This is a genomic window from Rhizobium rosettiformans W3 (assembly GCF_004912135.1).
Lineage (GTDB): Bacteria > Pseudomonadota > Alphaproteobacteria > Rhizobiales > Rhizobiaceae > Allorhizobium > Allorhizobium rosettiformans.
Genome location: NZ_STGU01000009.1, coordinates 73,301 through 96,483, shown reverse-complemented (window position 1 = coordinate 96,483; position 23,183 = coordinate 73,301). Strand labels below are relative to the sequence as shown.

Below are 23,183 nucleotides of genomic sequence, written 5' to 3'. Positions count from 1 at the left end.
ACGCGTGGAAGGAACCGTACCAGGAAGCATGAATGGGTCCCGCCGGACGACCGCCTGAGCCGCAAGGCCTGAGCGACCAGAAGACGACAGGCTATACCGATCGCTTGACCGGCCTCGGCAACCGCCACAGGCTGAGCGACAAGGTGCGCCAACTCGCCGCCGACCGCGCAGCCGACCCTGCACCCTTCACCGTGGGTATCGTCAATCTCGACGGTTTCAAGCCGATCAACGATCTCTTCGGCCAGGCCTCTGGCGATGAAATCCTCTGCCAGGTGGCGCATCGCCTGAAGGCCTGCGTGCCGGATGGCGCAATCGTCACGCGTCACGATGGCGACGAGTTCGCGATCGTCCTGCCATTGGTCTTCGAACGACTGGGCGCGGAGCGCGCCGGACAGTTGATCAAGGACGTCCTCTCCGCCCCTTACGACCTCGGCGACCGCAATGTGCGCCTCTCCGCCTCCCTCGGCTTTGCCGTCTATCCCTTTGCCGGCGAAGATTTCGAGGAATTGATGAAGAGCGCTGAAACGGCGCTTTACCGATCCAAGCGTCGCGGTCGCGGCCAGATCACCGTCTACTCCCGCGAGATCGCGCAGGAAATGAAGCAGGCAACGCAGCTGGAACAGGCGCTGCGCAATGCCATCATCAACGATACGGTGGACGTTCACTTCCAGCCGATCGTCCGTCTGCGCGACAACCGCATCGTCGGCTTCGAGGCACTCGCCCGCTGGATCGACCCTGACCTCGGCTTTGTCTCCCCCGCCGTTTTCGTGCCGCTGGCCGAAGAACGCGGTTTCATCGACACGCTGTCCGAAATGCTGTTGCGCAAGGCCGCGGAAGCAACCCTCGCCTGGCCGCGCGACCTCTTCCTCTCGTTCAACCTGTCGTCTGTCCAGCTGATGGACCTCAGGACCTCGTTCAACACGCTGTCGATCCTCAACAGCGTTGGCTTTGACCCACGCCGCCTCGAGCTCGAAATCACCGAGACGGCCGTCATGTCCTCGGCCGATACGGCGCGTCGGATCATCAAGGAATTGAAGGATGCCGGCATCCGCATCTCGCTCGACGACTTCGGCACAGGCCAGTCGAGCCTTGGACGCCTGCGCGAATTCACCTTCGACAAGGTGAAGATCGACCGCGCCTTCGTCTCGGCGATCACCACGGATCGCACATCGGAACACATCATCAAGGCGATCGTCAGCATGTGTGAAGGCCTCGACCTCGAAGTCGTGGCCGAGGGCATCGAGACGGACGCCGAGGCACGCAAGCTGAGGGAGCTCGGCTGCGGCATGGGGCAAGGCTATTATTTCGGCAAGCCCGTGGATTCGGCTGCGACTCTTCGTTATCTCGCGGAAAACCATCACGATTTCGCGCTCGTTGATCGCGCCTCTGCCTGACGAATTCCGGTCTTCACGCAAAAGAAAAGGCGGCGCCGAAGCGCCGCCCGTCAGGACCTTAACACGTCCCTCGTTCCGGGATTAGTTATCCGTCGACGAGGTGGTAGTGCCGTCGGTCGCGTCATCAGCCTGGTCTTCCAGCGTGCGGAATTCCGGTGCGTTGCGCAGGCTTTCGGCCGTTTCAGTCGTCGTCAGGCGAACTTCAGCGTCAGCAACCTGCTCGACCTGGGTTTCGTCGGTGTCGGTTGCAGCCGTGGTGCCGGCGGTACCGGTCGTGCCCATGCCGGTAGCAGCCGTACCGTCCGTGGTGGCAGCGCCGTCAGTGGTCATCGCCGTGTCGTCATCCATGACGCGGGTGATCGTGATGTTCTCGAACGGAACGGCGACGTTCTTTTCGCCGATGCCGAGGAAGCCGCCGACGCCAACGACAGCTGCGACGATGCCGCCATCCTTTTCGACCAGCAGGTCATTGATGTCACCGATCGACTGGTTGTCAGCGGTGTAGATCGCCTGACCCATGAAGTCGTTGACGGAAATGTGGTTTTCGGCTTGTTCGGTCAGGTACGTGCCGTTGCCTGCGGCGTCAGCAGGAGCTTCGGCAGTGGTGCCCATGGCGCCGGAGGTGCCGTCGGTCGAAGCGTCAGGCGTGACCGGAGCGGGCGTAGTCGTTGCAGCGCCGTCGGTTGCAGCCGGCGGGGTGGTCGTTGCACCCGGCGTCGCATCCTGAGCGATGGCGAGCGGAGCGATTGCGGTCGAGCCGAGCAGTACGGCGGCGGCGAGCGTCTTGAAGGACTTGTTCATGGTGGACCTACCTTTCCTCTGAGATGGTCTGCGAATGACGCTGCTTGCTGGCTTGCAGTGTGGGCGGCGTCGGTTCGTGAGGAAAATGTCCAGCGGTCCTTATCGTTCCATCGTCGATGCCCGGATTATTTTCACGCTTCTACAGGAACAAAAAACCCGCAAAAGGGTTTGCGCGGCCGGTCGGCGGCCAGCAAACCCCAGAGCAGAAACAAAAGCTTAGAGCTTGAAGCGCGGTTCGGGCTTGCCCTTGACGCTGATGCCGAGATCGAAGGTGACACCGGCAAGCTTGTCTGCTGCTCTCTCGGCATCGCTGAGCCCCTCCCAGCAGGAGGTGAAGGCGAGGCGATCGAGGTTGGCGCCAAAGAAGGCGGGGCAGGTCGGCCGACGAACGGGCACGGCGTAGCGTGCGATATGCTGACCCTCGGGCGAATAGCGATCGACAGCGCCGCCATCCCAGTTCGCGTTCCAGATCGTCCCCTCGAGATCGACCACCGATCCGTCAATGACGCCCTGGCGCTGGGACTGATCGATCAACACCGTGGGCGCGCCCGTTGGCAGTCCGGTGGACGGGTCGACCGTCACCCGCATCATGTGGTTGACCTTCGAGTCGTTGAAATAGCCGACGCTGCCATCAGGCGAGAAGCAGATGCCGTTCGGGATGCTGACTGCGTCGAAGATTTTCGTCACGGTGGTGCCCGCGACATGATAGATCGCTCCGGCGCCGGTCTCTGCCTTGCGGCTCATCATGCCGATCCACATGGCGCCGCTCGTATGCATGCGTCCGTCATTGGAACGGTTCTCCGGCTTGTCTTCGATCGTCGCATAGGGAGAGAGCTTGCCGGTCGCGCCGTCGCGCAGAAACAGTCCCTGGTCGGACGCGATCATCTGACGGCCCGCGTCGACTACAGCGATCACGCTGCCGAGGAAGGGCAGGGAGTGCTTCTTCAGCTGGCCACGCTCGACGTCGAGCTCGCAGAGGGTCTTGCCGAGGATGTCGAACCAGAAGAGTGCGCCGGAGCCCGGATCATAGGCGGGGCCTTCACCCAGCTCCATGGGCTCTTCGGTGAGTGTCCTGCCGTTGAAGCTCTGTGTGGCGATCACGCGTGTCCTCCTTTTCGATATGGTCGTCGACCTTGCCCTTCGACTAACGTCTCAGACAGGGGTTTACGGTAAAATTCATGGGGTATCTGGACCCTTGACGCTTTACAAGTCTATGCTCCGGCAACCCAAGGGTCAGATTCGCAATTGGTATCGTCTTTGGGTGTTTCTCACCATTCTCTTTGCGGGACCGGAAAGAAACGGTCTTGTGCTGGTTCGGAGTGATTGGCTGGAGCTTGAGTTTCGCCGTGATCATCCGATCCCTGGCCAATGGCAGGTGAAGTAGCAATTGACGTATACGTCTTGGACAATCTCCTCGATGATCACGGCCGGTGCCCCGGTCCGGATGGGTGTGTGATGACAAACCAGGACATGGCCACTGCGGAACGTCTCGACGGACTGATCAGCGACATCAAGAGCTTCAAGACACAGTTCGACGTCTTTCGCTTCATGAAACGCGTGACGGAGCTTTATGGTGCCCGCGCCTTCATGGTGCTCAACATGCCGGGTGCCACCGCGCAGGAACTCAGCAGCAGCTCGATCATCACCAACTGGCCGGCCGATCTGCTGACCGAATTCGATCAGGGGGCCTTGTTGTCGGGGAGCCCCGTTCTCGCGCATCTGCGCCGCGCCTCCATTCCACTGCTTTTCGACATCGACGACGTCGCGATTCAGCGCGATCCGAAATCCGGCGAGGTGTCAAAGGCCCTCTTCCATCGGTTCCGGATGAACCGCGGCGCCTACTTTCCGGTCCATGATGCGACGGGTGCCCGAGGCGCTGTTTCCTTCGCCGGGGATCGCGAACCCTTCAGCACTCTGGAAATGACACAGCTCGCTTACATCGCGGCGCATGTCTTCAACCGTCTTGCCGAGATCCGCGAGATGGACAGCCGCAACAGCGACATGTTGACCGACCGCGAACTCGACTGCCTCAACTGGACGGCGGCGGGCAAGACGAGCGTGGAAATTGCGGAAATCCTGACGCTGTCGGAGCATACGATCAACCACTATCTCAACCGCGCCACCAAGAAGCTGGACGCGGTCAACCGCACCCAGGCGGTCGCGAAGGCCCTGCGCCTCGGTTTGATCAAGTAAGCGTAAACGCTGGTGCTTTTTTGTGCTGCTGAAAGCAGCGCCGCCTGTTTTCCCGGCATCTGTTGCGCGCGAGAGCCGAGCAATCCTCGCCAATTCACCGATATCTGCCGCATTCGCATCTGGCACGCTTCCTGCATTGTTAGGAACAGTCCAGAGGGGACGTTGCACGACACCCGTGAACGGGTGCAGCCTGCCAAGCCGCCGCGGGGGGTGCTCTCCGCAGGCGGCTTGTCTGTCTCTGCCGCAAAGGTCGCACCCTCGCGCCGCATTTGCGGTTGGCGAATGCCTCCGGCTCCATTATCTGATTTCGCTGAACGGTAAGACGTAAGCGGAAAGAAGAGTGCAATGGCCGAACTGTCGCGTGACCTGGTGATTGAGGCGATGAAGGGGATCCGCGGGCCGGATCTCGAAAGCAACATCGTCGATCTCGGCATGGTGTCTGATGTCTTCATTTCCGATGCCAAGGTCTATTTCTCGATCAATGTGCCGGCCGAGCGCGCCCAGGAACTGGAGCCGCTGCGTCAGGCCGCAGAGCGCGTGGTCAAGGCACTGCCTGGGGTCAAGGGCGCGGTGGTCAGTCTGACGGCCGAGCGCAAGCAGGGCTCCGCGCCCCCGCCGCGGCCGCAACCGGCAGCGCCCGCACATGGCCATTCCCATTCCCACGCCCATCCGCATTCTCACGCACCGGCAGCCGCCCAAGCTGGCGCACAGCGGACCAAAGCCGGGGTGCCCGGCATCGATGCCATCATTGCGGTCGCCTCCGGCAAGGGTGGCGTCGGCAAGTCCACCACGGCGGTGAACCTGGCGCTCGCGATGAAGGCGAACGGCCTGCGCGTCGGCATTCTGGACGCCGACGTTTACGGCCCGTCCATGCCGCGCCTTCTCGGCATCAACGGGCGGCCGCAGCAGATCGAAAACCGCATCATCGTGCCGATGGAGAACTACGGCATCAAGGTCATGTCCATGGGCTTCCTGGTCGATGAGGGCACGGCCATGATCTGGCGCGGCCCGATGGTCCAGTCGGCGCTGATGCAGATGCTGCGCGAAGTCGCCTGGGGCGACCTCGATGTGCTGGTCGTCGACATGCCGCCGGGCACCGGCGACGCCCAGCTCACGATGGCACAGCAGGTCCCGCTCTCCGGTGCCGTGATCGTCTCCACCCCGCAGGATCTCGCCCTCATCGATGCGCGCAAGGGCTTGAACATGTTCAACAAGGTCGAGGTGCCCGTCCTCGGCATCGTCGAGAACATGAGCTACTTCATCGCGCCCGACACCGGCAATCGCTACGACATCTTCGGCCATGGCGGCGCCAAGGCGGAAGCCGAGACCATTGGTGTACCTTTCCTCGGCGAGGTGCCGCTCACCATGTCCATCCGCGAGACCTCCGATGCAGGAACGCCGGTGGTGGTGAGTGAGCCGGAAGGCCCGCAGGCAAAGGTCTATCGCGACATCGCAACGAAGGTCTGGGAACAGGTCAAGACCCGCGCAGGGCGGGCGGCACCGACAATCGTTTTCGAGTGATAGAACGCGTTTTAGGTCCAACAGGGCTGAAGCTCGGGTGCCTCTGACCCGGGCTGCACATGGCGGGCGTGCATATGACGCATTGCTGTAGTGCAACAATTGCTTTGGCTTTCAGTCTGCGTCTATGATTGTGTCCGCGACTTCAATCGCGCGGCGAGCCATGAAGGTGACCAGTCCTTGATAAGGGCCTATCGAAAAGACGGAAGTGCCGAGATCATCGGCATAGAGCCGACGTCGGGCGATTTTTCCGAAGACATCATCTGGCTCGACCTGATCAAGCCGAGCCGCGAGGAAGAGCATTTCGTGGAAGGTCGGATCGGCATTCAGCTGCCGACGCCGGATGAGCTCAAGGATATCGAACCCTCGAGCCGCCTCTATGTCGAGAACGAGGCGATCTACATGACCGCGTCGCTGCTCTACCGGGCAGATTCGACCTATCCGCTCCTGACTGACATCGCCTTCATTCTGTTTCGCGGGCGGCTGATCACCATCCGCTACGCCGAGCCGAAGGCGTTCGAGCTCTTCAGTGCAAGCCTCCTGCGCCTGAACGGCCAATGCGACACGGGCGCCAAGCTTCTCGGCCATCTCCTGGAGACGATCGTCGATCGCACCGCCGAGATCCTGGAAACGCTCGCCGCCCGCCTCGATGCGCTCTCGATCACCGTCTTCGTCAACCGCAAGGCGGCCAAGCGCCGTCCGCCGCGTTTCCTGGAAGACAAGCTGCTCGATATCGCCAGCCATCATCAGCTGGTGAGCAAGGTGCGTGACAGCCTTGTCTCCTTGTCCCGCCTGGTCATCTTCCTGCAGTCGCAGCCGGCGGTGCGCCGGGAAGAAGAGGCCGCCGAACTCCTTGGCCTCGTTGCCCGCGACCTCCAGTCGCTTGGCGAGCACGCGGCTTTCGTCGCCAACAACATCACCTTCATGCTCGATGCCTCGCTCGGCCTGATCAATGTCGAGCAGAATGCCATCATCAAGATCTTCTCGATCGCCTCGGTGGTCTTCCTGCCGCCGACCCTCGTCGCGTCGATCTACGGGATGAACTTCCAATTCATGCCGGAACTCGGATGGAACTTCGGATACCCCATGGCGCTTTTTGCCATGCTTCTCTCCGCCATCATCCCCTTCTTGTTTTTCCGTTGGAAAGGCTGGCTCTGAAGAGCCTGTGACCCCATGCAACAGATCGATCACCAGCACGCGGCTGGTCCGAAGGATGCACGCAGTCTTTTTCTTCTCGCACTCGGCTCCGTCGGCGTTGTCTATGGCGACATCGGCACGAGCCCGCTCTATGCCTTTCGCGAGGCCCTGAAGCCGATCGGTGTCGATGGCATCACCCGGGTCGAGATTATCGGCCTCATCTCCCTGATGATCTGGTCGCTGACCATCATCGTGACCCTGAAATACGTCCTCTTTCTTCTGCGCGCCGACAATGACGGCGAGGGCGGTACGCTGTCCTTGCTCGCCCTCCTGTCGAAGAGCGCGAACGGCCACGGGCCGATCCTGATGGTGCTCGGCCTCATTGGCGCGGCCCTCTTTCTCGGCGATTCCATGATCACCCCGGCGCTCTCGGTGCTCTCTGCCGTCGAAGGCCTGAAGCTCGTCGCGCCCAACCTGTCCGACTATATCGTCCCCATTTCGCTCGCCATTCTGATCGGCCTTTTTGCCGTCCAGTCCCGGGGCACGGGTGCGGTCGCCCGCTTCTTCGGCCCGATCACGGCAATCTGGTTCCTGGTGATGGCCGCCGGCGGCATCATCCATATCTTCGATGACATCGGCATCTTCGCAGCCTTCAATCCCTGGTATGCGGCAAGCTTCCTGATCCGCGAAGGCTTCCTCGGCATTGTCGTTCTGGGCGCCGTCTTCCTGACGGTCACGGGTGCCGAAGCCCTTTATGCCGATCTCGGCCATTTCGGCCGCAAGCCGATCCAGCTCGCCTGGTTCGCTCTGGTCTTTCCGGCCCTGGTCCTCAACTATCTGGGGCAGGGCGCCCTGGTTCTGCGCGATCCCTCCACGGCATCCGATCCCTTCTTCCTGATGTTCCCGTCCTGGGCGCTTCTGCCCATTGTCATCCTCGCGACCTTCGCCACCATCATTGCCAGCCAGGCCGTCATCACCGGCGCCTTCTCGCTGGTCCGGCAGGCGATCCATCTCGGCTTCCTGCCGCGCATGCAGATCCTCTTCACCTCGGAGACCCAGACCGGCCAGATCTATTTGCCCTCGGTCAATACGCTTCTGCTCGTCGGCGTTCTGTCCCTGGTCCTGCTCTTCGAAAGTTCGGAAGCACTGGCAACCGCCTATGGCATCTCAGTCACCGGGGCCATGGTGGTGACCACGATCATGGCCTTCGAATTCGTCCGCAAGAAATGGAACTGGAGCCTTCCTCTTGCAGTCGGTGTGCTAACTCCGCTGCTTCTGCTCGAACTGGTCTTCCTCGGCGCCAATCTCCTCAAGATCCATGACGGCGGTTACATCCCCGTGCTGTTCGCCGCCGCCTTCACCGTTGTCATGTGGACCTGGCGGCGTGGTTCGGCGATCATCTTCCAGAAGACACGCCGCGACGACATTCCGCTCGAGGATTTCATCGCCATGATCGAGAAGAAGGGCGAACACGGCCCGGCTTGCGTAGCCGGCACGGCGATCTTCCTGACCAGCGACCCGACCCGGGCACCGGCGGCGCTGATGCACAATCTCAAGCACAACCATGTCATCCACGAGCGAAACATGATTCTGACCATCCGCACGCTCGGCCGTCCGCGCGTGGCCGAGCAGGATCGTTTCGAGGTCGAGGAAATCTCCGACCGCTTCTCGCGCGTCGAACTTCGCTTCGGTTTCATGGAGACGCAGAATGTCTCCAAGACACTGGCAAGCCTGCGGCGTGGCGGATTGAAGTTCGACATCATGTCGACCTCCTTCTATCTCGGTCGCCGCAAGCTGGTGGCCGGCCCCGGCATGGGCATGCCGCATTGGCAGGATCGCCTCTATATCGCGCTCGCCGAGGCGTCAGCCGATCCCTCGGATTACTTCCGCCTGCCGGCAAACCGCCTCATCGAACTCGGCTCGCACGTCATCATCTGAGGACGACACCGCGCAAAGAGGCCGCCGGGACACCCGGCGGCTTGGTGCCACTTCCTGCCTTCACTCCCAAAGCTGTGATCTCTCGTTAACCAAGCATCAAGGTTAACGAGAGATATTTCTCTAATGTAATCCTGTAGGGTTCCGGAGCGCGGGACCTGCGTCAGTATGAGTTGGAGTGTGGCCTTGCGTCCCAAGTTTCGTCCTTCGAAGAAGGTCCTCTCCCGGCTGGAGAACTGGACCTCTCCCCTGGTCTTCGGCCTCGCGTCCTGGCTGATCTTCCCATCCGTTGCCGCCCAGGCCGACATGGCGGGCCTTCTCACCGGTCTCGACCGGGGTGCCAGCAATTGGCGTATGGTGATGACGGATGCACCTGCCGGCTCCATCCACGAGGCGAAACTTGCCTTTTCGGAAGAGGAGGCGTCGGAAGCGCTGTCCGGTGGGGCAGGCCTGATACTGCCCGATGGTCGCCGCATCGCCTTTGACGGCGGCAAGGCGGATGCCGATGCTTTGCCGGACGAGATGCGCGTCACCCGCGACCAGAAGAAGGGCAGGGTGGTCGCCGTCGAGCCGATGTTGCCGCCGCGCGCCTTTTCCGCCGGCTCGATCCTGCAGCGCACGAGCTCTCTCATGGACCCGCACCTGAAGGCGCCCTCCGCCTTTGCCCCGGATGAGGATAAGGCGAAGCCGGTCGAGCTCGCAAGCTTCTATTTCAAGCGCGAGAAGCCGCCGGTCGATCCCTCGCTCCCGTCGATGATCGCCGATCTCGTGACCAACCCCGTACCGGATGTGCTGGCGACCGCCTATGCGCCGCCACCGCCGGACTATGCCAGCGTCTCGCCCTTTGACAGCATTCTTGCCGACAAGCAGCCGGATCAGGGCCGCTTCATCCCGGATATCGATCCGAAGGATCATGCCTGGGCGGCGACCCCGCTCCCGGCCGGCGTCTTCTCGGACAAGGAGCAGAAGTGCCTGGCAGAAGGCATCTACTTCGAGGCGCGCGGGGAATCGGTGAAGGGCCAGGCCGCCGTGGCCCAGGTCATCCTCAACCGCGTTCGCAATCCGCATTATCCGGACACCATCTGCGGTGTGGTCTATCAGAACGAAGACTGGCGCAATCGCTGCCAGTTCTCCTTCGCCTGCGACCGGATCCCGGACATCATCACCTCCCCGCGGCACTGGAAGATCGCCAAGGACATTGCCATGGCGGTGACGGCCGGCAAGATCTGGTTCAAGGATGTCGGCTCCGCCACGCATTATCACGCGACCTATGTGAAGCCCGCCTGGGGCCCGACGATGAAGCGCGTCGAGAAGATCGGCAAACACATCTTCTACCGCACCTATGGCGGCGGCTGGAGCTGACCGGCCTATCGCAATCGGTCGAGCCAGCCGCTCAACAGCGGCACGACGAGGAATGAGCAGGCATAGGTCAGCGGCACGGTGACGAAGATGTAGAGCATCGGCGTCAGGTTGCCCTCCGGACCGAAGGCAAAGGCCGCCTGCACGCCGACCATCCAGCCGACGACAATGCTGATCAGGATCCGCAGGAAGAAGCGCGCCATGGGCATGTCTCGGACGAAAAGAAAGCCGATCGTCCCATCTTCAAGCGCGGATGGCAACTTCATCGCCGCCGCAGTTGCGACCAGTCCATGACATCCTCGGCACTTCTACGTGAATGTGGCAGATTCTGGTCGCCCCTTGCGGCCATTTGACCGGATTTGGCGTCCGTCATCTGCAACGAATCCTCACATTGGACTTAAGTCTATGATTTTTCGGGGTTAATTTGTGGTGAAACTTGGTGCCGTGATGCCTTGACTATGCAGGGCCTCAAAATTATGGTGCGCCCGACTTCAAAGCGGGCCAGAAGGCTTTCTATCTCGCCGTTTCTGCATTCAAATCGGGCGCAAGAACGGCCCTTGAAACAGGCAACGGACGGAGAGAGCCATGACGGACCACCGGGAAGAAGATCTGGAAGAGCGCCGCAGACGACTGGCCAGCGAACTCGCAGAGCGGGATGGCAAGGCCAGGGATGAGGAACGCGCCGAGAGAAACGCCGACGAGACCCGCAAGGGCTACGGAATGGCGATGAAGATCTCGAGCGAATTCATCTCCGCGATCATCGTTGGCGCACTTCTGGGCTATCTTTTCGACTACTTTGTGGGTACGGGGCCGTGGGGCATGATTGTCCTGCTTCTGATCGGCTTCTGTGCCGGCGTGTTGAACGTCATGCGCGTCGTCGGGATTGTGGCCTCGCCGCATCCGGCCGATCGCAGGATGGAATTCAAAGACAAGGGCGACGGTCGCTGACGCGCCAGCCCTAATGAGAATTGTCCGCTTCGGCGGCGAAAGCGAAAGAGCAGAACGTGGCAAACGATCCTACGCATCAGTTCCTGGTCCAGAAGATTGTCCCGATCGAAATCGGCGGAATTGATTTCTCGTTCACCAATGCCTCGCTGTTCATGGTTGCGACCGTGGCTGCTGCTTCGAGCTTCCTCTATTTCTCGACCTCGAATCGCGGCCTGATCCCGACCCGCATGCAGTCGGTCGCCGAAATGGCTTACGAGTTCATCGCCTCGATGCTGCGTGAAGGCGCCGGCGCCAAGGGCATGCACTTCTTCCCGATGGTCTTCTCGCTGTTCATGTTCGTGCTGACCGCAAACCTGCTCGGCATGTTCCCCTACTTCTTCACGATCACCAGCCAGATCATCGTCACCTTCGCTCTGGCGCTTTTCGTCATCCTGACGGTTCTGATCTACGGCTTCTACAAGCACGGTCTGCACTTCCTCTCGATCTTTGCGCCTTCGGGCGTTCCGGGCGCGCTTCTGCCGCTCGTATCCGCGATTGAGGTCGTGTCCTTCCTGTCCCGCCCGATCAGCCTTTCCGTCCGTCTCTTCGCCAACATGCTGGCCGGTCACATCACGCTCAAGGTCTTCGCGGGCTTCGTCGTGTCCATGAGTGCTGCCGGCGCCGTTGGCGTCGCGGGTTCGATCCTGCCCCTCATCATGACGGTCGCCATGACCGCTCTCGAATTTCTCGTTGCCTTCCTGCAGGCCTATGTCTTCGCGGTACTCACTTGCATGTACCTGAACGACGCCGTGCATGGTGGTCACTGAGAATAAAGTCGCTGGCCCCGGCCACCCGGGTGTCAAAAACAGCCGCAACAACCCATTCGAAGGAGTATCCATATGGAAGCGGAAGCAGCAAAGTACATCGGCGCGGGTCTCGCATGCCTCGGCATGGCTGGTACCTCCCTCGCTCTCGGCCGTATCTTCGGTGACTACCTGACGGGCGCTCTGCGCAACCCGTCGGCTGCCGACAGCCAGTTCGGCCGTCTGGTATTCGGCTTCGCCGTTACGGAAGCTCTGGGCATCTTCTCGCTGCTCATCGCTCTCCTTCTCCTGTTCGCCGTCTAATAACGGCTGGAGTTTGGGATCACGGCGCGCCGACAAGGCAGCCGTGATCTCGCGCATTTGAGCATACACCTGGAGGTGAGCATGTTTGTGACCCCCGCCTTTGCCCAGGAAACCCCGGCAGAAGGCCAGCTTCACACCGAGACCGGCGTGGCCCACGACGAGGCTCATGGCGGCGGCGTGTTCCCGCCGTTCGATTTCTCGACCTATCCGTCGCAGCTTCTGTGGCTGGTGATCACGTTCGGCGTGTTCTACATGCTCATGCAGAAGGTCATCGTCCCGCGCGTCGGTGGCATTCTCGAGAACCGTCACGACCGCATTGCGCAGGATCTCGACGAGGCTGCTCGTCTGAAGTCCGAGGCCGATGCCGCCATCGAAACCTACGAGCGCGAGCTGACCGCGGCCAAGGCGAAAGCCGGCCAGATCGCTTCCGCTGCCCGCGACGAAGCCAAGGCCAAGGCCGATGCTGAACGCGCCGCCATCGAAGCGGAACTGTCCGCCAAGATCGCTGCTGCCGAAAGCCGCATCGCCGACATCAAGGCTCGCGCTTTTGCCGAAGTCGACACCATCGCGATCGACACTGTCGGCACGATCGTCGAAGAACTCATCGGCACCAAGTCGACCGCGGCTGACATCAAGGCTGCCGTCTCCGGCATCGCCAAGCAGGGAGCCTGAGCACCATGGACGCTACATTCTGGGCACTCGTTGCGCTCGTTCTCTTCTTCGTCCTGATTGCCTACCTCAAGGTTCCCGGCATGATGGCCAAGGCTCTCGACGAGCGCGCGGACAAGATCCGCGACGAACTCGCCGAAGCCAAGCGCCTGCGTGAAGAGGCACAGCACCTGCTGGCCGAATACCAGCGCAAGCGCAAGGAAGCCGAAGCCGAGGCTGCAGCCATCGTTGCTGCTGCCGAACGCGAAGCAGCAGCCCTGACGGCTGAAGCCAAGCAGAAGACCGAGGAATTCGTTGCCCGCCGCAACGCCTTGTCCGAGCAGAAGATCAAGCAGGCCGAGACCGAAGCTGTGAACGCCGTTCGCGCCGCCGCCGTCGACCTTGCTGTGGCTGCTGCCGAAAAGGTTCTGGCCAAGAAGGCCGACGAAAGTGTTCAGCAGTCGCTGTTCAAGGCCTCCGTTGGCGAAGTGAAGTCGCGCCTCAACTGATTTCAGACAGCCGCTGAAGAGTGATGAATGACGCCCCGATCGGTTCGCCGGTCGGGGCGTTTCCTTTTGTGCTGTGCCTTTGACGCAGCCGTATGGGAAGACGGGTCCCCCGACTCGTCTTGCCTGACCTTCCAGGCGGAAGACGGACTTAAGGGATTAGTTCTGGATGATGTCGGCTTCTTCCGGCGCTTCGGCCTTCAGGGGGCGAAAGCTCATGCGATGCAGAGGGCAGGGGCCGTGGGTGACGATGGCGCTGCGATGACGGTCTGTCCCGTAACCGGCATGCACCTCGAAGCCGTAGTCGGGATAGACGAGCCCGGCGCGGACCATCATCCGGTCGCGCATCACCTTGGCGACGATCGAGGCGGCGGCGATGGAGACCGAGCGCGCATCGCCCTTCACCACGGCCTCTCCGGCGCAGATCAGCCCAGGGGGAACATCGCGGCCATCGGCCAGCACATGGCGTGCCTCCTGGTCGAGCCCCGCCACAGCGCGGCGCATGGCATCGAGGCTCGCCTTGCGGATGTCGATGAGGTCGATGCGCCGGGGTGACGACGAAGCAATGGAGACCGTCGCCTCCCGCAGGATCACCTGATAGAGCGCTTCCCGCTGGCTTGCCGAGAGCTTCTTCGAATCGTTCAATCCCTCAGGGATGCGCTTGGGGTCGAGGATCACGGCGGCGGCAACGACCGGTCCTGCTAGAGGCCCGCGTCCTGCCTCATCGGTTCCGGCGACCGGCCAGCTGCCGCGGCGCTTGGCGCGGCTCTCGAGCGAGAAATCAGGAACCAGCGGCAGGTCGGGAAAGAGGCCAGGAGAATCGGGTGGCGTGCGACGTTTCATGCGGCAGAAATCGCACGCGCACCCGACCTCCTGCAAGTCCCCGGTCCCGATCGCCGATCATGGCGACAGGGGCGGCTTACCAGGGACCACATCCGGTGCGAGGCGGCGGACAACAGCACCGGAATCACGAATAGAAACCCGTCAGAGCAGAGAGAGTTGAACCCCGTCGCTGTTGGGCGAGACGAACAGATCTTCCCTCAGATGCAGGCTGCGGCGCATCAGGCCGAGGCGTTTGGTGGCCATTTCGAACCGGCGGCTGATCTGCCAGGCATAGGGGCCGGCACCTTTCATCCGCTTGCCGAATTCGGCGTCATAATCCTTGCCGTCGCGCATCGAGCGCACCAGCGACATCACATGCCGATAGCGGTCCGGATAGTTCTGCAAGAGCCAGTCGCGAAACAGCGGGCTCACTTCGAGCGGCAGGCGCAAGAGCACATAGCTTGCCTCCGACGCACCGGCCGCCTTGCCACTGTCGAGGATCCGCTCGATCTCGTGGTCGTTGAGGGCCGGAATGACCGGTGCCATCATCACCGCCACCGGAATGCCAGCCTCCGACAGCGCCTTGATCGCCTCCAGCCGTTTGGCCGGAGTCGAGGCGCGGGGCTCCATCGTCCGTGCCAGCTTGCGGTCGAGCGTCGTCACCGAAATTCCGACCTTCACCAGGCCGCGCTCGGCCATGGATTTCAGGATGTCGATGTCGCGCAGGATGAGCGCCGACTTGGTCACGATCACCACCGGGTGGTTTGCCTTGTCCAGGATCTCGAGGATCTGGCGCATGATGCGCCATTCCCGCTCGATCGGCTGGTAGGGATCCGTATTGGTGCCAATGGCAATCGGCTTCACCTTGTAGCCGGGCTTCGAAAGCTCCCGCTCCAGGAGGCGCGGCGCATCCGGCTTGGCAAACAGCTTGGCCTCGAAGTCGAGACCGGCCGACAGGCCCATATAGCTGTGGGTAGGACGCGCAAAGCAATAAATGCAGCCATGCTCGCAGCCGCGATAAGGGTTGATCGAGCGATCGAAGGGGATATCGGGAGACTCGTTGCGGGTGATGACGCTGCGCGGCTTTTCCACCTGCACCTCGGTGCGGAAGGGCGGCATGTCCTCGAGCGTCTGCCAGCCATCGTCGAAGGCAACGCGTTCCTTGCTCTCGAACCGCCCTGCGGGATTGATGCCGGCCGCACGTCCGCGCCGCCGATCGATCTCGATCCGCATGCCCGAAGCATTCATCATCGCATCGGCAATATCTGCCGTATTGCCGGGCTGGAAGGCAGCCTGGCTCACAAGAGACAGCTCGTTCATGTTTGCTCCTCGCAGGCTTTGCAGCCCCGCTCAATGACTTTATTCCTAAACGGAAAATGAGAACAATGCAAGAACAAACTTCATCCAAACTGCTTGTGGCAAAACTTTGTGCAATGCGATAGATATAGGCAATGCTCACAGTCATCATGGAATGCCACGATCAGGAACCCGAGCTGGCACAGACCCTGTCCGTGCTGGTGGCAGGCGCTGTTGAGGGCCTTGTCAGCGATGTCATCGTGCTTGATCACGGCTCGCAGGACGGCTCCTCGCTGGTCGCCGACGCCGCCGGTTGCCGCTTTTATCAGCAATGGGACATGAAGGATCTGCTGGCGACAGCGCGTGGTCAGTGGCTGCTGCTGATCGAGCCTGGCGCGCGACTGGGAGCTGGCTGGGTCGACGAGGTGTCCGAATATGTGGCGCTGAATAAGGCCCCGGCCCGATTCTCCGAATCGCGGCTCTATCGTCTGCCCTTCTACCGCCGCCTGACCCGCAGCCGCCCGCTCCTGGAAAATGGCCTGCTCATTCCCAAACGTCAGGCGCTGGGCCTGGCCGGAGAGGGCAGGGAGCTTCTGCAGCTTGCGAAAGGCCACAAGCCGCGCCGTCTGGCCTCCGAGATCATACCCTCCTGGGTCGCGCGCGAAGCACGCCGCTGATCCGGATTTGCCGCTTGCGAGAAGACGGCGCTCAGCCCTGGCTGCGCCTCAGGTGCTCGTCGAGCCGTGGCATGATTTCCACGAAGTTGCAGGGCATGTGCCGATAGTCGAGCTGCAGCTTGATGATGCCGTCCCAGGCGTCCTTGCAGGCCCCGGGCGAGCCGGGCAGCACGAAGATGACGGTGGCATTGGCAACGCCACCCGTCGCACGAGACTGGATCGTCGATGTGCCGATCTTGTCATAGGAGATGCGATGGAAGACCTCGGAAAAGCCGTCCATGCGCTTTTCAAACAGCGGCTCCAGCGCCTCGGGCGTCACGTCCCGGCCGGTAAAGCCCGTGCCGCCGGTGGTGATGACGACATCGATCTCCGGCTGCTTCGTCCAGTCTTCGACCTGCGCCCGGATCGCGGCCTTGTCATCTTTCACGATGGCGCGCTGGACGAGCCGATGGCCGGCCTCTTCGATCCGGGCAACGAGCGTGTCGCCGGATTTGTCGTCGGAGAGGCTGCGGGTGTCGGAAACCGTGAGCACGGCGATCCCCACGGGGATGAAGGGGCGGCTCTCGTCGATGCGGCTCATCAGATTTCTCCCGGAACGGTGCGTGTCAGAAGCACATACCAATTCGGCCGATAGGCCGAAAGCGCAAGGGCGGCCTTCATCGCCGCAGCCTCGGTTTCGTAGAGACCGAAACAGGTAGCGCCAGAGCCGGACATGCGCACGAAACCGGCAAGGCTCTGGCGAAGCAGGTCGCAGGCTTCTGCGATCTCCGGCACCAGCGCTTCGGCCCGCGGCTGCAGGTCGTTGCGCAGCACCGAGAGCGACTTCATCCATTCCGAAACGTTGGGCGCCGCAGTCATCTCGCCGATCGGTGCATTGTCCCGCCGCGTCAGGCTGCGGAAGATCTCCGGGGTCGAGACGGGCTTCAGGGGATTGAGCAGAACCAGCGGCACGGAGGGCATCGCGGCCTTTTCGATCGCCTCGCCGATACCTCTGGCGCGCAAGGGCGTGGAGGCGAGACACATCGGCACGTCGGCGCCTAGCTGAATGGCAATCTCCAGGAGTGTCTGAGCGGGCAGGTCGGCTTTCCAGAGCCTCGAGAGCCCCCGCAGCGCGGCAGCCGCATCCGCCGATCCGCCACCGATGCCAGAAGCGATCGGCAGGCTCTTGTCGAGCGTGATCGCGACTTGGCGATATGGCTGACCCTGGGCGTCAAGGGCTGCCCGCAGCAGGTCACGGGCCTGCAGAACCAGATTGTCGTCCTGGGAAAGCTCGGTGCCGAAGCGACCGACAACGCGAAAACTGTCGCTATCTGCCGTCTCGAAGACCAGTTCGTCACCGTCTTCGGCAAAGGTCACAAGACTATCGAGCAGGTGATATCCGTCGTCACGCCGGCCTGTGACATGCAAAGCGAGGTTGATCTTGGCCGGAGCCGTCTCGACGATCCGCTCCGGCCGGCGCTCTGCAACAGGTGTCATGCGGATCAGGTCTTCTTGTCGTCTTTCTTGGGCTCTTCGGCCGGCTTGCTCTCGACCTTGGCTGCATCCGCCTCGATCGGCGGCAGACCCTTCTCAATCTTCGCCTGGATCTTCGGAACTTCGGCTTCCTCCGGTTCGGAGGCAAGAGCCCGCTTCCACTGATACTTGGCCTCGAGCTTGCGTCCGACGCGCCAGTAGGCATCGCCAAGGTGGTCGTTGATCGTCGCGTCACCGGCGCGCAGTTCGACCGCCCTTTCGAGCTCGACGACGGCTTCCTCGAAGCGACCGAGGCGGTAATAGGCCCAACCGAGCGAATCGACGATGTAGCCGTCATCCGGCCGCAGTTCGACGGCCTTCTTGATCATCTCCAGGCCTTCCTGGAGATTGCGGTTCATGTCGACCCAGGAATAGCCGAGATAGTTCAGGACCTGCGGCTGGTCGGGATTGAGCTCGAGTGCCTTGTGGAAGTTCGGCTCGGCCTTGTCCCACTTCTTCAGGCGCTCATAGGCGATGCCGCGCTGGAAGAACACCGACCAGTGGTTCCGGGACGGCGTCTGGCCGGTGATCTCGACCGCCTTGTCGTAGTTCTCCGCCATCGCCGCATAGTCCTTGGCGTCGGAGAGCACGCTGCCATAGGCGAGATAGCTGCGGATGTCCTGCGGATCGGAGGCGATGAGCGCCAGAAGATGCTCGCGCGCTTCCTGCACCTTGCCGGTCTCGGCCAGCGTCAGGCCCAGCTGCAGCTCGGAGATCCGCCGCATCGGCGAAGTCTCAGGCACCTGACGATAAAAGGCGATCGCCTTTTCCGGCTGCTTCGCATTCTCGGCAATGCCGCCGAGCAGGATCAGCGTGTCGGCCGCATCCTTGTCCAGCGCATGCGAGAGCTGGAGATAGAGCATGACGGTGTCTTCCGCACCTTCGCGGTTTAGCGCGCCGCCGATCGAAAACAGGACGCCCGCAGCGCCCTGGGCCGCGGTCGCAACCACCGGCTTCGGCTGACGGCCGGCCTCGATCTCGTCACGCAAAGCCTTGAAGGGAGCAAAATTGGTGATGAGCTCGCCGCCGGCAGCCAGCGCATCGAGCGCCTTCTGCTTGTTGCCTGCCTGGGCTTCGAGCGTTGCCAGGGCGATGACCGCACGGGCAAAAGTATCGGGTGCCGTCGCGCCGCCATTGCGGTCGGTCACTGTTTCGGTCAGCGCCTTGCGCGCCGTGTCCGTGTCGCCGACCATGGCCGCCATGACGCCAAGATTATAGTTCTGGAAAATGCCGTACCAGCTCGGCCCGTTGAGGTCCTGCACCAGCTTCAGCGCTTCCATGCCCTTGCCTTCGCCGACCTTCGTCCAGGCGATCAGCAGCTGGTTCATCAGCCGGTCCAGATCATTCGGACCCTGATACTTGAAGTGATCGAGCGCCTCGGAATAGTTGCCGTCACGGATCGCCCGGAAGCCGAGCGCCACCGAGGTCACCCGCTCCACCGCCGGATCCTTTTCCAGAACCTTGGCGAGATCGGCACCCTCGTCGAACTGGCCGTTCATGATGAGCGCGATCATCAGGCGCTGCTGTAGCTCCAGCTCGTTCGGCGTGAATTCCAGCGCCTTCTTGTAGAGCTTCACCGCGTTGCCATAGTCGCGATCGGTCTCGGCCGTTCTCGCCGCCAGAAAGGCGCCCGCAAAGGAATCGACACTTTCGATGTCGAAGCTTTCGGTTTCTTGCGCTGGCGATGTGGTCGCGGCAACTGCCATCGGCGCCTGCGAGACGCTGAGAAGCAGCGCAAGTGCGGTGCCGGCGAGAGAGCGAAGGGCAAAGCATTGCCGCATGAAGGAGCCTTTCCAGAACCGAAGACGAGCGCGCGTCACCCGCGCACGGGCGAGACGCGATGATTCACGGACAGAATGGCTTTTTTGAAGCAGCCTCGCAAGGCAATCGACGGTGAAGCGTCAATTGACTCGCGAAATGCAGAAGTCGATCACATCGTTGAGCGCGCTCTTCCACGGCGTTTCCGGCAGGGGCGCCAGCGCATCGCGTGCGATCTTGCCATAATGCTGTGCCCGCTGGATCGTATCGGTCAGCGCATCATACTTGCCGATCAGACCAAGCGCCTTTTCGAGCCGCGCATCGTCGTTCTGGCCGCCTTCGATCGATTCCTTCCAGAATTCGCGCTCGGCTGCCGTGCCGCGGCGATAGGACAGGATGACCGGCAGGGTAATCTTGCCCTCACGGAAATCGTCGCCGACATTCTTGCCGGTTTCGGCAGCCTTGCCGCCATAGTCGAGCACGTCGTCGACCAGCTGGAAGGCAAGACCCAGATTCATGCCATAGGACTTCAGTGCGCTGCGGGTGGCCTTGTCCGTCCCTGCGACGATCGGACCCACTTCGGCGGCGGCGGCAAACAGGGCCGCAGTCTTGGCGCGGATGACGGCGAGATAGTCGTCTTCGGTCGTCTCCATGTTCTTGGCGACCGAAAGCTGCAGCACTTCGCCTTCGGCAATCACGCAGGCCGCCGTCGAGAGAACGTCAAGTGCATCGAGCGAGCCGACTTCGACCATCATGCGGAAGGCCTGGCCGAGCAGAAAGTCGCCGACAAGCACGCTGGCCTGGTTACCCCAGATCGTGCGGGCCGTGGACTTGCCGCGCCGTAGATCGCTTTCGTCGACCACGTCGTCGTGCAGCAGGGTTGCCGTGTGCATGAATTCGACCGAGGTCGCGAGCTTGATGTGGTGATCGCCCTCGTAGCCGAACATGGCGGCCGTCGCGAGCGTCAGCATCGGGCGCAGCCGCTTTCCACCGGAGGAAATCAGATGATTGGCGACTTCCGGGATCATCTGCACATCGGAGCCGGCCTTCGACAGGATCAGCTGGTTGACACGCTCCATGCCGCTTTTCGTCAGGTCCACCAAAGGCTTGACGGATGCCTGTTTGTTTTTGCTTTCCTCAAGCGGTATGACTACGCCCAACGCACCGGACTCCTGTTCAATTTGGAGGCCGACAATAAAAAGCCGGAGGAGCCACGGCAAGGGGCGAATTGCCTCGCTTTCGGGCTTGAACACGGTTTTGCCGTAAACAGTGAGTTCTGAAATCGATGCATGAGATCATTCGCAGTAACGACGTCGTCCTGCTCTCCTTCGCTGAAAGCCTGATGCGCGATGCCGGGATCGCCACCATGATCGCCGACCAGTCGATGAGCATTCTGGAGGGATCACTCGGCATGCTGCAGCGCCGCCTGCTGGTGGATTCCGACTGTGTCGACCAGGCTCGCCGCATTCTGACCGATGCCGGCCTGGGCGCAGAACTGCGCGACCGCGAGGACTGAGGTCGCCATGGCGGCAGGCACAGAGCCCTTGAGCGAGCAGCCCGTGCAGGAAACGGTGGACGCCTTCCATCGCGGCCGCTTCCATCTGGTTCAGCCCGTCGGTCGCGGCCACCGGGCCGGCATGGATGCCATGCTGCTTGCGTCACTTGTCGTTGATGATCGTAAGGTCCGCGTTGCCGATCTCGGCGCTGGCGCAGGAGCTGCAGGCCTTGCCGTTGCGGTCCGTCTGCCAAACGCCTCGGTCACTCTGGTCGAGCGCTCCCCCGATATGGCTGCTTACGCTCGCAAGAGCCTGGCACTCGCAGAAAACACGAACCTTGCCGGCCGCGCCGAAGTCGTTGAGGCCGATGTCACCCTGACCGGCCGCGCCCGTGTATTTGCCGGCCTCGCCGATGACAGCTTTCACCACGTTATCATGAACCCGCCTTTCAACGATCCCGGTGATCGCAAAACGCCGGATGCCTTGAAGGCGGAAGCCCATGCGATGACCGAGAACCTGTTTGAAAGCTGGATCCGGACCGCAGGCGCAATCATGATCCCGGGCGGCCAGCTCTCGCTGATTGCACGGCCCCAGTCGATCGCCGAAATCATCGCCGCCTGCGGGAAGCGTTTTGGCGGCATCGAGATCACGGCGATCCATCCGCGCGAGGGCGAAAATGCCACCCGCATCCTGGTCACCGCGATCAAGGGCTCCCGCGCCCGCCTGCAGCTGCGCGCACCGCTTCTGATGCATGACGATCCGCAAAGCCATGCCTTTGCACCCTTCGTCGACGATCTCAACAACGGGCGCGCCGGATACCCGCGGCTGCGTTGAAAACACTGATTTTTCCAGGCGCGCCATTGTGTTTGCGCCGGCGCATCTTACATCTCCTCCCGATATTGAAGATCATGAGGAGTTGAGACGCGACCATGGCAGACTTTCTGAAACGGCTGGTTCCCAAGCGCTTCCAGAAGAAGGGCACCGTCATTCCGGTCGTCCGGCTGCATGGCCCCATCATGAGCGGTGGTTCGCGCTTCCGCCCGGCGCTCAACCTCTCCTCCATCGCCGGCCAGCTGGAAAAAGCCTTCGCCATGAAGGATAGCCCGGCCGTGGCGCTGTCGATCAATTCCCCCGGCGGTTCTCCTGTCCAGTCGCGCATGATCTATGACCGCATCCGCGCGCTTGCCGAAGAGAAGAACAAGCGTGTCCTCGTTTTCGTTGAGGATGTCGCAGCCTCCGGCGGCTACATGATCGCGATCGCTGGCGACGAGATCATCGCGGACGCCACCTCCATCGTCGGCTCGATCGGCGTCGTCTCCGGCGGTTTCGGCTTTCCCGAACTCCTGAAGAAGATCGGCGTCGAACGCCGCGTCTACACCGCTGGTGCGAACAAGGTGATCCTCGATCCTTTCCAGCCGGAAAAGGAAAGCGACATCGAATACCTGAAGACCCTGCAGCTCGAGATCCACGAGATCTTCATCGACATGGTCAAGGCCCGCCGTGGCAGCCATCTCGCGGATGATCCGACACTGTTTTCGGGTCTGTTCTGGACTGGCCGCAAGGGCCTGGAGCTCGGCCTCGTCGATCGCCTCGGCGGCATGCGTGAGGAGATCAAGACGCGCTACGGCAAGGATGCCCGCCTCGAACTCATCGGTGCGCCGAAGGGGCTCTTCGGTCGCCGCGCCCCAGGCATCGGCGCATTCGGGTCGACGGATCAGATCGCCGCACAGGCGGTTGCCGGTCTTGCCGAGACGCTCGAAGAAAAGGCACTATGGGGCCGCTACGGTCTTTGACCGGAGCGGAGTGCGGCGGCTGACAGGCGAGGGGACATGGCGCAGCTGATATTCTTGACGATCCTGGTCGGTGGCGCCTGGTTGCTCTACCGCCGCTTCGTGGCCGATGCCGAAAAGCTGGCGGCAAGATCCCGTGCCGAGGAAAAAGAGCGTGAAAACCAGGCGATTGGAACTCTGATCCAGGATCCGGAGACAGGCGAATACCGCCCCCGACGTCCGGACGACGACGACTGATCAGCCCATGCAGGCTGATGAGCGGCTGAGCAGGTTTTCATTGTCACCGC

At 62.0% G+C, this 23,183-nt stretch carries 25 protein-coding genes; 16 read left to right on the top strand and 9 right to left on the bottom strand.

What is annotated here, in order from left to right:
* The first annotated feature begins 32 nt into the window (after positions 1 to 32).
* On the top strand, positions 33 to 1,394 hold the full coding sequence (locus tag FAA86_RS16460; protein ID WP_136542269.1) for a putative bifunctional diguanylate cyclase/phosphodiesterase: 1,362 nt from the start codon (positions 33 to 35) through the stop codon (positions 1,392 to 1,394).
* Between the two features lie 81 nt (positions 1,395 to 1,475).
* Here FAA86_RS16460 and FAA86_RS16455 read toward each other — a convergent pair whose 3' ends face one another.
* A complete protein-coding gene (locus tag FAA86_RS16455) occupies positions 1,476 to 2,195 on the bottom strand; it encodes a PRC-barrel domain-containing protein (protein WP_136542268.1) in 720 nt (239 codons plus the stop codon).
* Between the two features lie 216 nt (positions 2,196 to 2,411).
* A complete protein-coding gene (locus FAA86_RS16450) occupies positions 2,412 to 3,248 on the bottom strand; it encodes an SMP-30/gluconolactonase/LRE family protein (RefSeq protein ID WP_136542352.1) in 837 nt (278 codons plus the stop codon).
* A 402-nt stretch (positions 3,249 to 3,650) separates the two neighbouring features.
* On the opposite strand from FAA86_RS16450, the gene FAA86_RS16445 reads away from it, so the two are divergent.
* The 5 genes from FAA86_RS16445 to FAA86_RS16425 all read left to right on the top strand — a co-directional run bounded on the left by FAA86_RS16445 (position 3,651) and on the right by FAA86_RS16425 (position 10,340).
* The gene (locus tag FAA86_RS16445; RefSeq protein WP_113462022.1) at positions 3,651 to 4,388 is read left to right on the top strand and encodes a helix-turn-helix transcriptional regulator; all 738 of its coding nucleotides are present in this window, start codon (positions 3,651 to 3,653) and stop codon (positions 4,386 to 4,388) included.
* Between the two features lie 345 nt (positions 4,389 to 4,733).
* The gene (gene apbC / locus FAA86_RS16440) at positions 4,734 to 5,909 is read left to right on the top strand and encodes an iron-sulfur cluster carrier protein ApbC (protein WP_136542267.1); all 1,176 of its coding nucleotides are present in this window, start codon (positions 4,734 to 4,736) and stop codon (positions 5,907 to 5,909) included.
* Between the two features lie 177 nt (positions 5,910 to 6,086).
* A complete protein-coding gene (locus FAA86_RS16435) occupies positions 6,087 to 7,064 on the top strand; it encodes a magnesium transporter CorA family protein (RefSeq protein WP_136542351.1) in 978 nt (325 codons plus the stop codon).
* Positions 7,065 to 7,079: 15 nt separating this feature from the next.
* The gene (locus FAA86_RS16430; RefSeq protein ID WP_136542266.1) at positions 7,080 to 8,981 is read left to right on the top strand and encodes a potassium transporter Kup; all 1,902 of its coding nucleotides are present in this window, start codon (positions 7,080 to 7,082) and stop codon (positions 8,979 to 8,981) included.
* A gap of 165 nt (positions 8,982 to 9,146) precedes the next feature.
* A complete protein-coding gene (locus FAA86_RS16425; RefSeq protein ID WP_377344343.1) occupies positions 9,147 to 10,340 on the top strand; it encodes a cell wall hydrolase in 1,194 nt (397 codons plus the stop codon).
* Between the two features lie 5 nt (positions 10,341 to 10,345).
* Here FAA86_RS16425 and FAA86_RS16420 read toward each other — a convergent pair whose 3' ends face one another.
* Positions 10,346 to 10,603, bottom strand: a complete 258-nt coding sequence (locus FAA86_RS16420) for a hypothetical protein (RefSeq protein ID WP_136542265.1) — start codon at positions 10,601 to 10,603, stop codon at positions 10,346 to 10,348.
* 319 nt (positions 10,604 to 10,922) lie between these two features.
* On the opposite strand from FAA86_RS16420, the gene FAA86_RS16415 reads away from it, so the two are divergent.
* From FAA86_RS16415 to FAA86_RS16395, 5 genes are all read left to right on the top strand, one after another.
* On the top strand, positions 10,923 to 11,285 hold the full coding sequence (locus FAA86_RS16415; RefSeq protein WP_113462018.1) for an AtpZ/AtpI family protein: 363 nt from the start codon (positions 10,923 to 10,925) through the stop codon (positions 11,283 to 11,285).
* A gap of 56 nt (positions 11,286 to 11,341) precedes the next feature.
* Complete coding sequence (locus tag FAA86_RS16410; RefSeq protein ID WP_113462101.1) at positions 11,342 to 12,091, top strand: F0F1 ATP synthase subunit A; 750 nt, start codon at positions 11,342 to 11,344, stop codon at positions 12,089 to 12,091.
* 72 nt (positions 12,092 to 12,163) lie between these two features.
* Positions 12,164 to 12,391: a F0F1 ATP synthase subunit C gene (locus FAA86_RS16405; RefSeq protein ID WP_006726635.1), complete on the top strand. Its 228-nt coding sequence runs from the start codon at positions 12,164 to 12,166 to the stop codon at positions 12,389 to 12,391.
* An 81-nt stretch (positions 12,392 to 12,472) separates the two neighbouring features.
* Complete coding sequence (locus tag FAA86_RS16400; RefSeq protein ID WP_113462017.1) at positions 12,473 to 13,063, top strand: F0F1 ATP synthase subunit B; 591 nt, start codon at positions 12,473 to 12,475, stop codon at positions 13,061 to 13,063.
* A gap of 5 nt (positions 13,064 to 13,068) precedes the next feature.
* A complete protein-coding gene (locus FAA86_RS16395) occupies positions 13,069 to 13,548 on the top strand; it encodes a F0F1 ATP synthase subunit B (protein WP_136542264.1) in 480 nt (159 codons plus the stop codon).
* A 156-nt stretch (positions 13,549 to 13,704) separates the two neighbouring features.
* On the opposite strand, the gene FAA86_RS16390 is transcribed toward FAA86_RS16395, so the two are convergent.
* Together FAA86_RS16390 and FAA86_RS16385 are read right to left on the bottom strand one after the other, a co-directional pair.
* Positions 13,705 to 14,388, bottom strand: coding sequence for a ribonuclease HII (locus tag FAA86_RS16390; RefSeq protein WP_136542263.1), 684 nt, complete (start codon positions 14,386 to 14,388; stop codon positions 13,705 to 13,707).
* A 141-nt stretch (positions 14,389 to 14,529) separates the two neighbouring features.
* Positions 14,530 to 15,687, bottom strand: coding sequence for a PA0069 family radical SAM protein (locus FAA86_RS16385; protein ID WP_136542262.1), 1,158 nt, complete (start codon positions 15,685 to 15,687; stop codon positions 14,530 to 14,532).
* Between the two features lie 131 nt (positions 15,688 to 15,818).
* On the opposite strand from FAA86_RS16385, the gene FAA86_RS16380 reads away from it, so the two are divergent.
* On the top strand, positions 15,819 to 16,340 hold the full coding sequence (locus tag FAA86_RS16380) for a glycosyltransferase family protein (protein ID WP_113462013.1): 522 nt from the start codon (positions 15,819 to 15,821) through the stop codon (positions 16,338 to 16,340).
* 31 nt (positions 16,341 to 16,371) lie between these two features.
* Here the strand turns inward: FAA86_RS16380 and moaB are convergent, their stop codons facing one another.
* The 4 genes from moaB to FAA86_RS16360 all read right to left on the bottom strand — a co-directional run bounded on the left by moaB (position 16,372) and on the right by FAA86_RS16360 (position 20,770).
* On the bottom strand, positions 16,372 to 16,920 hold the full coding sequence (moaB, locus tag FAA86_RS16375; RefSeq protein ID WP_136542261.1) for a molybdenum cofactor biosynthesis protein B: 549 nt from the start codon (positions 16,918 to 16,920) through the stop codon (positions 16,372 to 16,374).
* The gene (locus FAA86_RS16370) at positions 16,920 to 17,816 is read right to left on the bottom strand and encodes a 4-(cytidine 5'-diphospho)-2-C-methyl-D-erythritol kinase (RefSeq protein WP_136542260.1); all 897 of its coding nucleotides are present in this window, start codon (positions 17,814 to 17,816) and stop codon (positions 16,920 to 16,922) included. The genes moaB and FAA86_RS16370 overlap by 1 nt, the downstream gene beginning before the upstream one ends.
* Positions 17,817 to 17,821: 5 nt before the next feature.
* Positions 17,822 to 19,633: a tetratricopeptide repeat protein gene (locus tag FAA86_RS16365; protein ID WP_136542259.1), complete on the bottom strand. Its 1,812-nt coding sequence runs from the start codon at positions 19,631 to 19,633 to the stop codon at positions 17,822 to 17,824.
* Positions 19,634 to 19,753: 120 nt separating this feature from the next.
* Complete coding sequence (locus tag FAA86_RS16360) at positions 19,754 to 20,770, bottom strand: polyprenyl synthetase family protein (RefSeq protein ID WP_113462100.1); 1,017 nt, start codon at positions 20,768 to 20,770, stop codon at positions 19,754 to 19,756.
* 125 nt (positions 20,771 to 20,895) lie between these two features.
* Between FAA86_RS16360 and FAA86_RS16355 the strand changes: the two genes are divergently transcribed.
* From FAA86_RS16355 to FAA86_RS16340, 4 genes are all read left to right on the top strand, one after another.
* Complete coding sequence (locus FAA86_RS16355) at positions 20,896 to 21,126, top strand: putative signal transducing protein (RefSeq protein ID WP_113376055.1); 231 nt, start codon at positions 20,896 to 20,898, stop codon at positions 21,124 to 21,126.
* 7 nt (positions 21,127 to 21,133) lie between these two features.
* Positions 21,134 to 21,940, top strand: a complete 807-nt coding sequence (locus tag FAA86_RS16350; RefSeq protein ID WP_183954591.1) for a tRNA1(Val) (adenine(37)-N6)-methyltransferase — start codon at positions 21,134 to 21,136, stop codon at positions 21,938 to 21,940.
* A 95-nt stretch (positions 21,941 to 22,035) separates the two neighbouring features.
* Positions 22,036 to 22,899: a S49 family peptidase gene (locus tag FAA86_RS16345; RefSeq protein ID WP_136542258.1), complete on the top strand. Its 864-nt coding sequence runs from the start codon at positions 22,036 to 22,038 to the stop codon at positions 22,897 to 22,899.
* A 36-nt stretch (positions 22,900 to 22,935) separates the two neighbouring features.
* Positions 22,936 to 23,133: a hypothetical protein gene (locus tag FAA86_RS16340; protein ID WP_113376057.1), complete on the top strand. Its 198-nt coding sequence runs from the start codon at positions 22,936 to 22,938 to the stop codon at positions 23,131 to 23,133.
* Positions 23,134 to 23,183: the final 50 nt, after the last annotated feature.

Bases quoted from the DNA above. Each gene is read 5' to 3' on its own strand.
- FAA86_RS16460 (WP_136542269.1), top strand. From the start codon at position 33: ATGGGTCCCGCCGGACGACCGCCTGAGCCGCAAGGCCTGAGCGACCAG.
- FAA86_RS16455 (WP_136542268.1), bottom strand. From the start codon at position 2,195: ATGAACAAGTCCTTCAAGACGCTCGCCGCCGCCGTACTGCTCGGCTCG.
- FAA86_RS16450 (WP_136542352.1), bottom strand. From the start codon at position 3,248: ATGGAGCTGGGTGAAGGCCCCGCCTATGATCCGGGCTCCGGCGCACTC.
- FAA86_RS16445 (WP_113462022.1), top strand. From the start codon at position 3,651: ATGACAAACCAGGACATGGCCACTGCGGAACGTCTCGACGGACTGATC.
- apbC (WP_136542267.1), top strand. From the start codon at position 4,734: ATGGCCGAACTGTCGCGTGACCTGGTGATTGAGGCGATGAAGGGGATC.
- FAA86_RS16430 (WP_136542266.1), top strand. From the start codon at position 7,080: ATGCAACAGATCGATCACCAGCACGCGGCTGGTCCGAAGGATGCACGC.
- FAA86_RS16425 (WP_377344343.1), top strand. From the start codon at position 9,147: ATGAGTTGGAGTGTGGCCTTGCGTCCCAAGTTTCGTCCTTCGAAGAAG.
- FAA86_RS16420 (WP_136542265.1), bottom strand. From the start codon at position 10,603: ATGAAGTTGCCATCCGCGCTTGAAGATGGGACGATCGGCTTTCTTTTC.
- FAA86_RS16415 (WP_113462018.1), top strand. From the start codon at position 10,923: ATGACGGACCACCGGGAAGAAGATCTGGAAGAGCGCCGCAGACGACTG.
- FAA86_RS16405 (WP_006726635.1), top strand. From the start codon at position 12,164: ATGGAAGCGGAAGCAGCAAAGTACATCGGCGCGGGTCTCGCATGCCTC.
- FAA86_RS16400 (WP_113462017.1), top strand. From the start codon at position 12,473: ATGTTTGTGACCCCCGCCTTTGCCCAGGAAACCCCGGCAGAAGGCCAG.
- FAA86_RS16395 (WP_136542264.1), top strand. From the start codon at position 13,069: ATGGACGCTACATTCTGGGCACTCGTTGCGCTCGTTCTCTTCTTCGTC.
- FAA86_RS16390 (WP_136542263.1), bottom strand. From the start codon at position 14,388: ATGAAACGTCGCACGCCACCCGATTCTCCTGGCCTCTTTCCCGACCTG.
- FAA86_RS16385 (WP_136542262.1), bottom strand. From the start codon at position 15,687: ATGAACGAGCTGTCTCTTGTGAGCCAGGCTGCCTTCCAGCCCGGCAAT.
- FAA86_RS16380 (WP_113462013.1), top strand. From the start codon at position 15,819: ATGCTCACAGTCATCATGGAATGCCACGATCAGGAACCCGAGCTGGCA.
- moaB (WP_136542261.1), bottom strand. From the start codon at position 16,920: ATGAGCCGCATCGACGAGAGCCGCCCCTTCATCCCCGTGGGGATCGCC.
- FAA86_RS16370 (WP_136542260.1), bottom strand. From the start codon at position 17,816: ATGACACCTGTTGCAGAGCGCCGGCCGGAGCGGATCGTCGAGACGGCT.
- FAA86_RS16365 (WP_136542259.1), bottom strand. From the start codon at position 19,633: ATGCGGCAATGCTTTGCCCTTCGCTCTCTCGCCGGCACCGCACTTGCG.
- FAA86_RS16355 (WP_113376055.1), top strand. From the start codon at position 20,896: ATGCATGAGATCATTCGCAGTAACGACGTCGTCCTGCTCTCCTTCGCT.
- FAA86_RS16350 (WP_183954591.1), top strand. From the start codon at position 21,134: ATGGCGGCAGGCACAGAGCCCTTGAGCGAGCAGCCCGTGCAGGAAACG.
- FAA86_RS16345 (WP_136542258.1), top strand. From the start codon at position 22,036: ATGGCAGACTTTCTGAAACGGCTGGTTCCCAAGCGCTTCCAGAAGAAG.
- FAA86_RS16340 (WP_113376057.1), top strand. From the start codon at position 22,936: ATGGCGCAGCTGATATTCTTGACGATCCTGGTCGGTGGCGCCTGGTTG.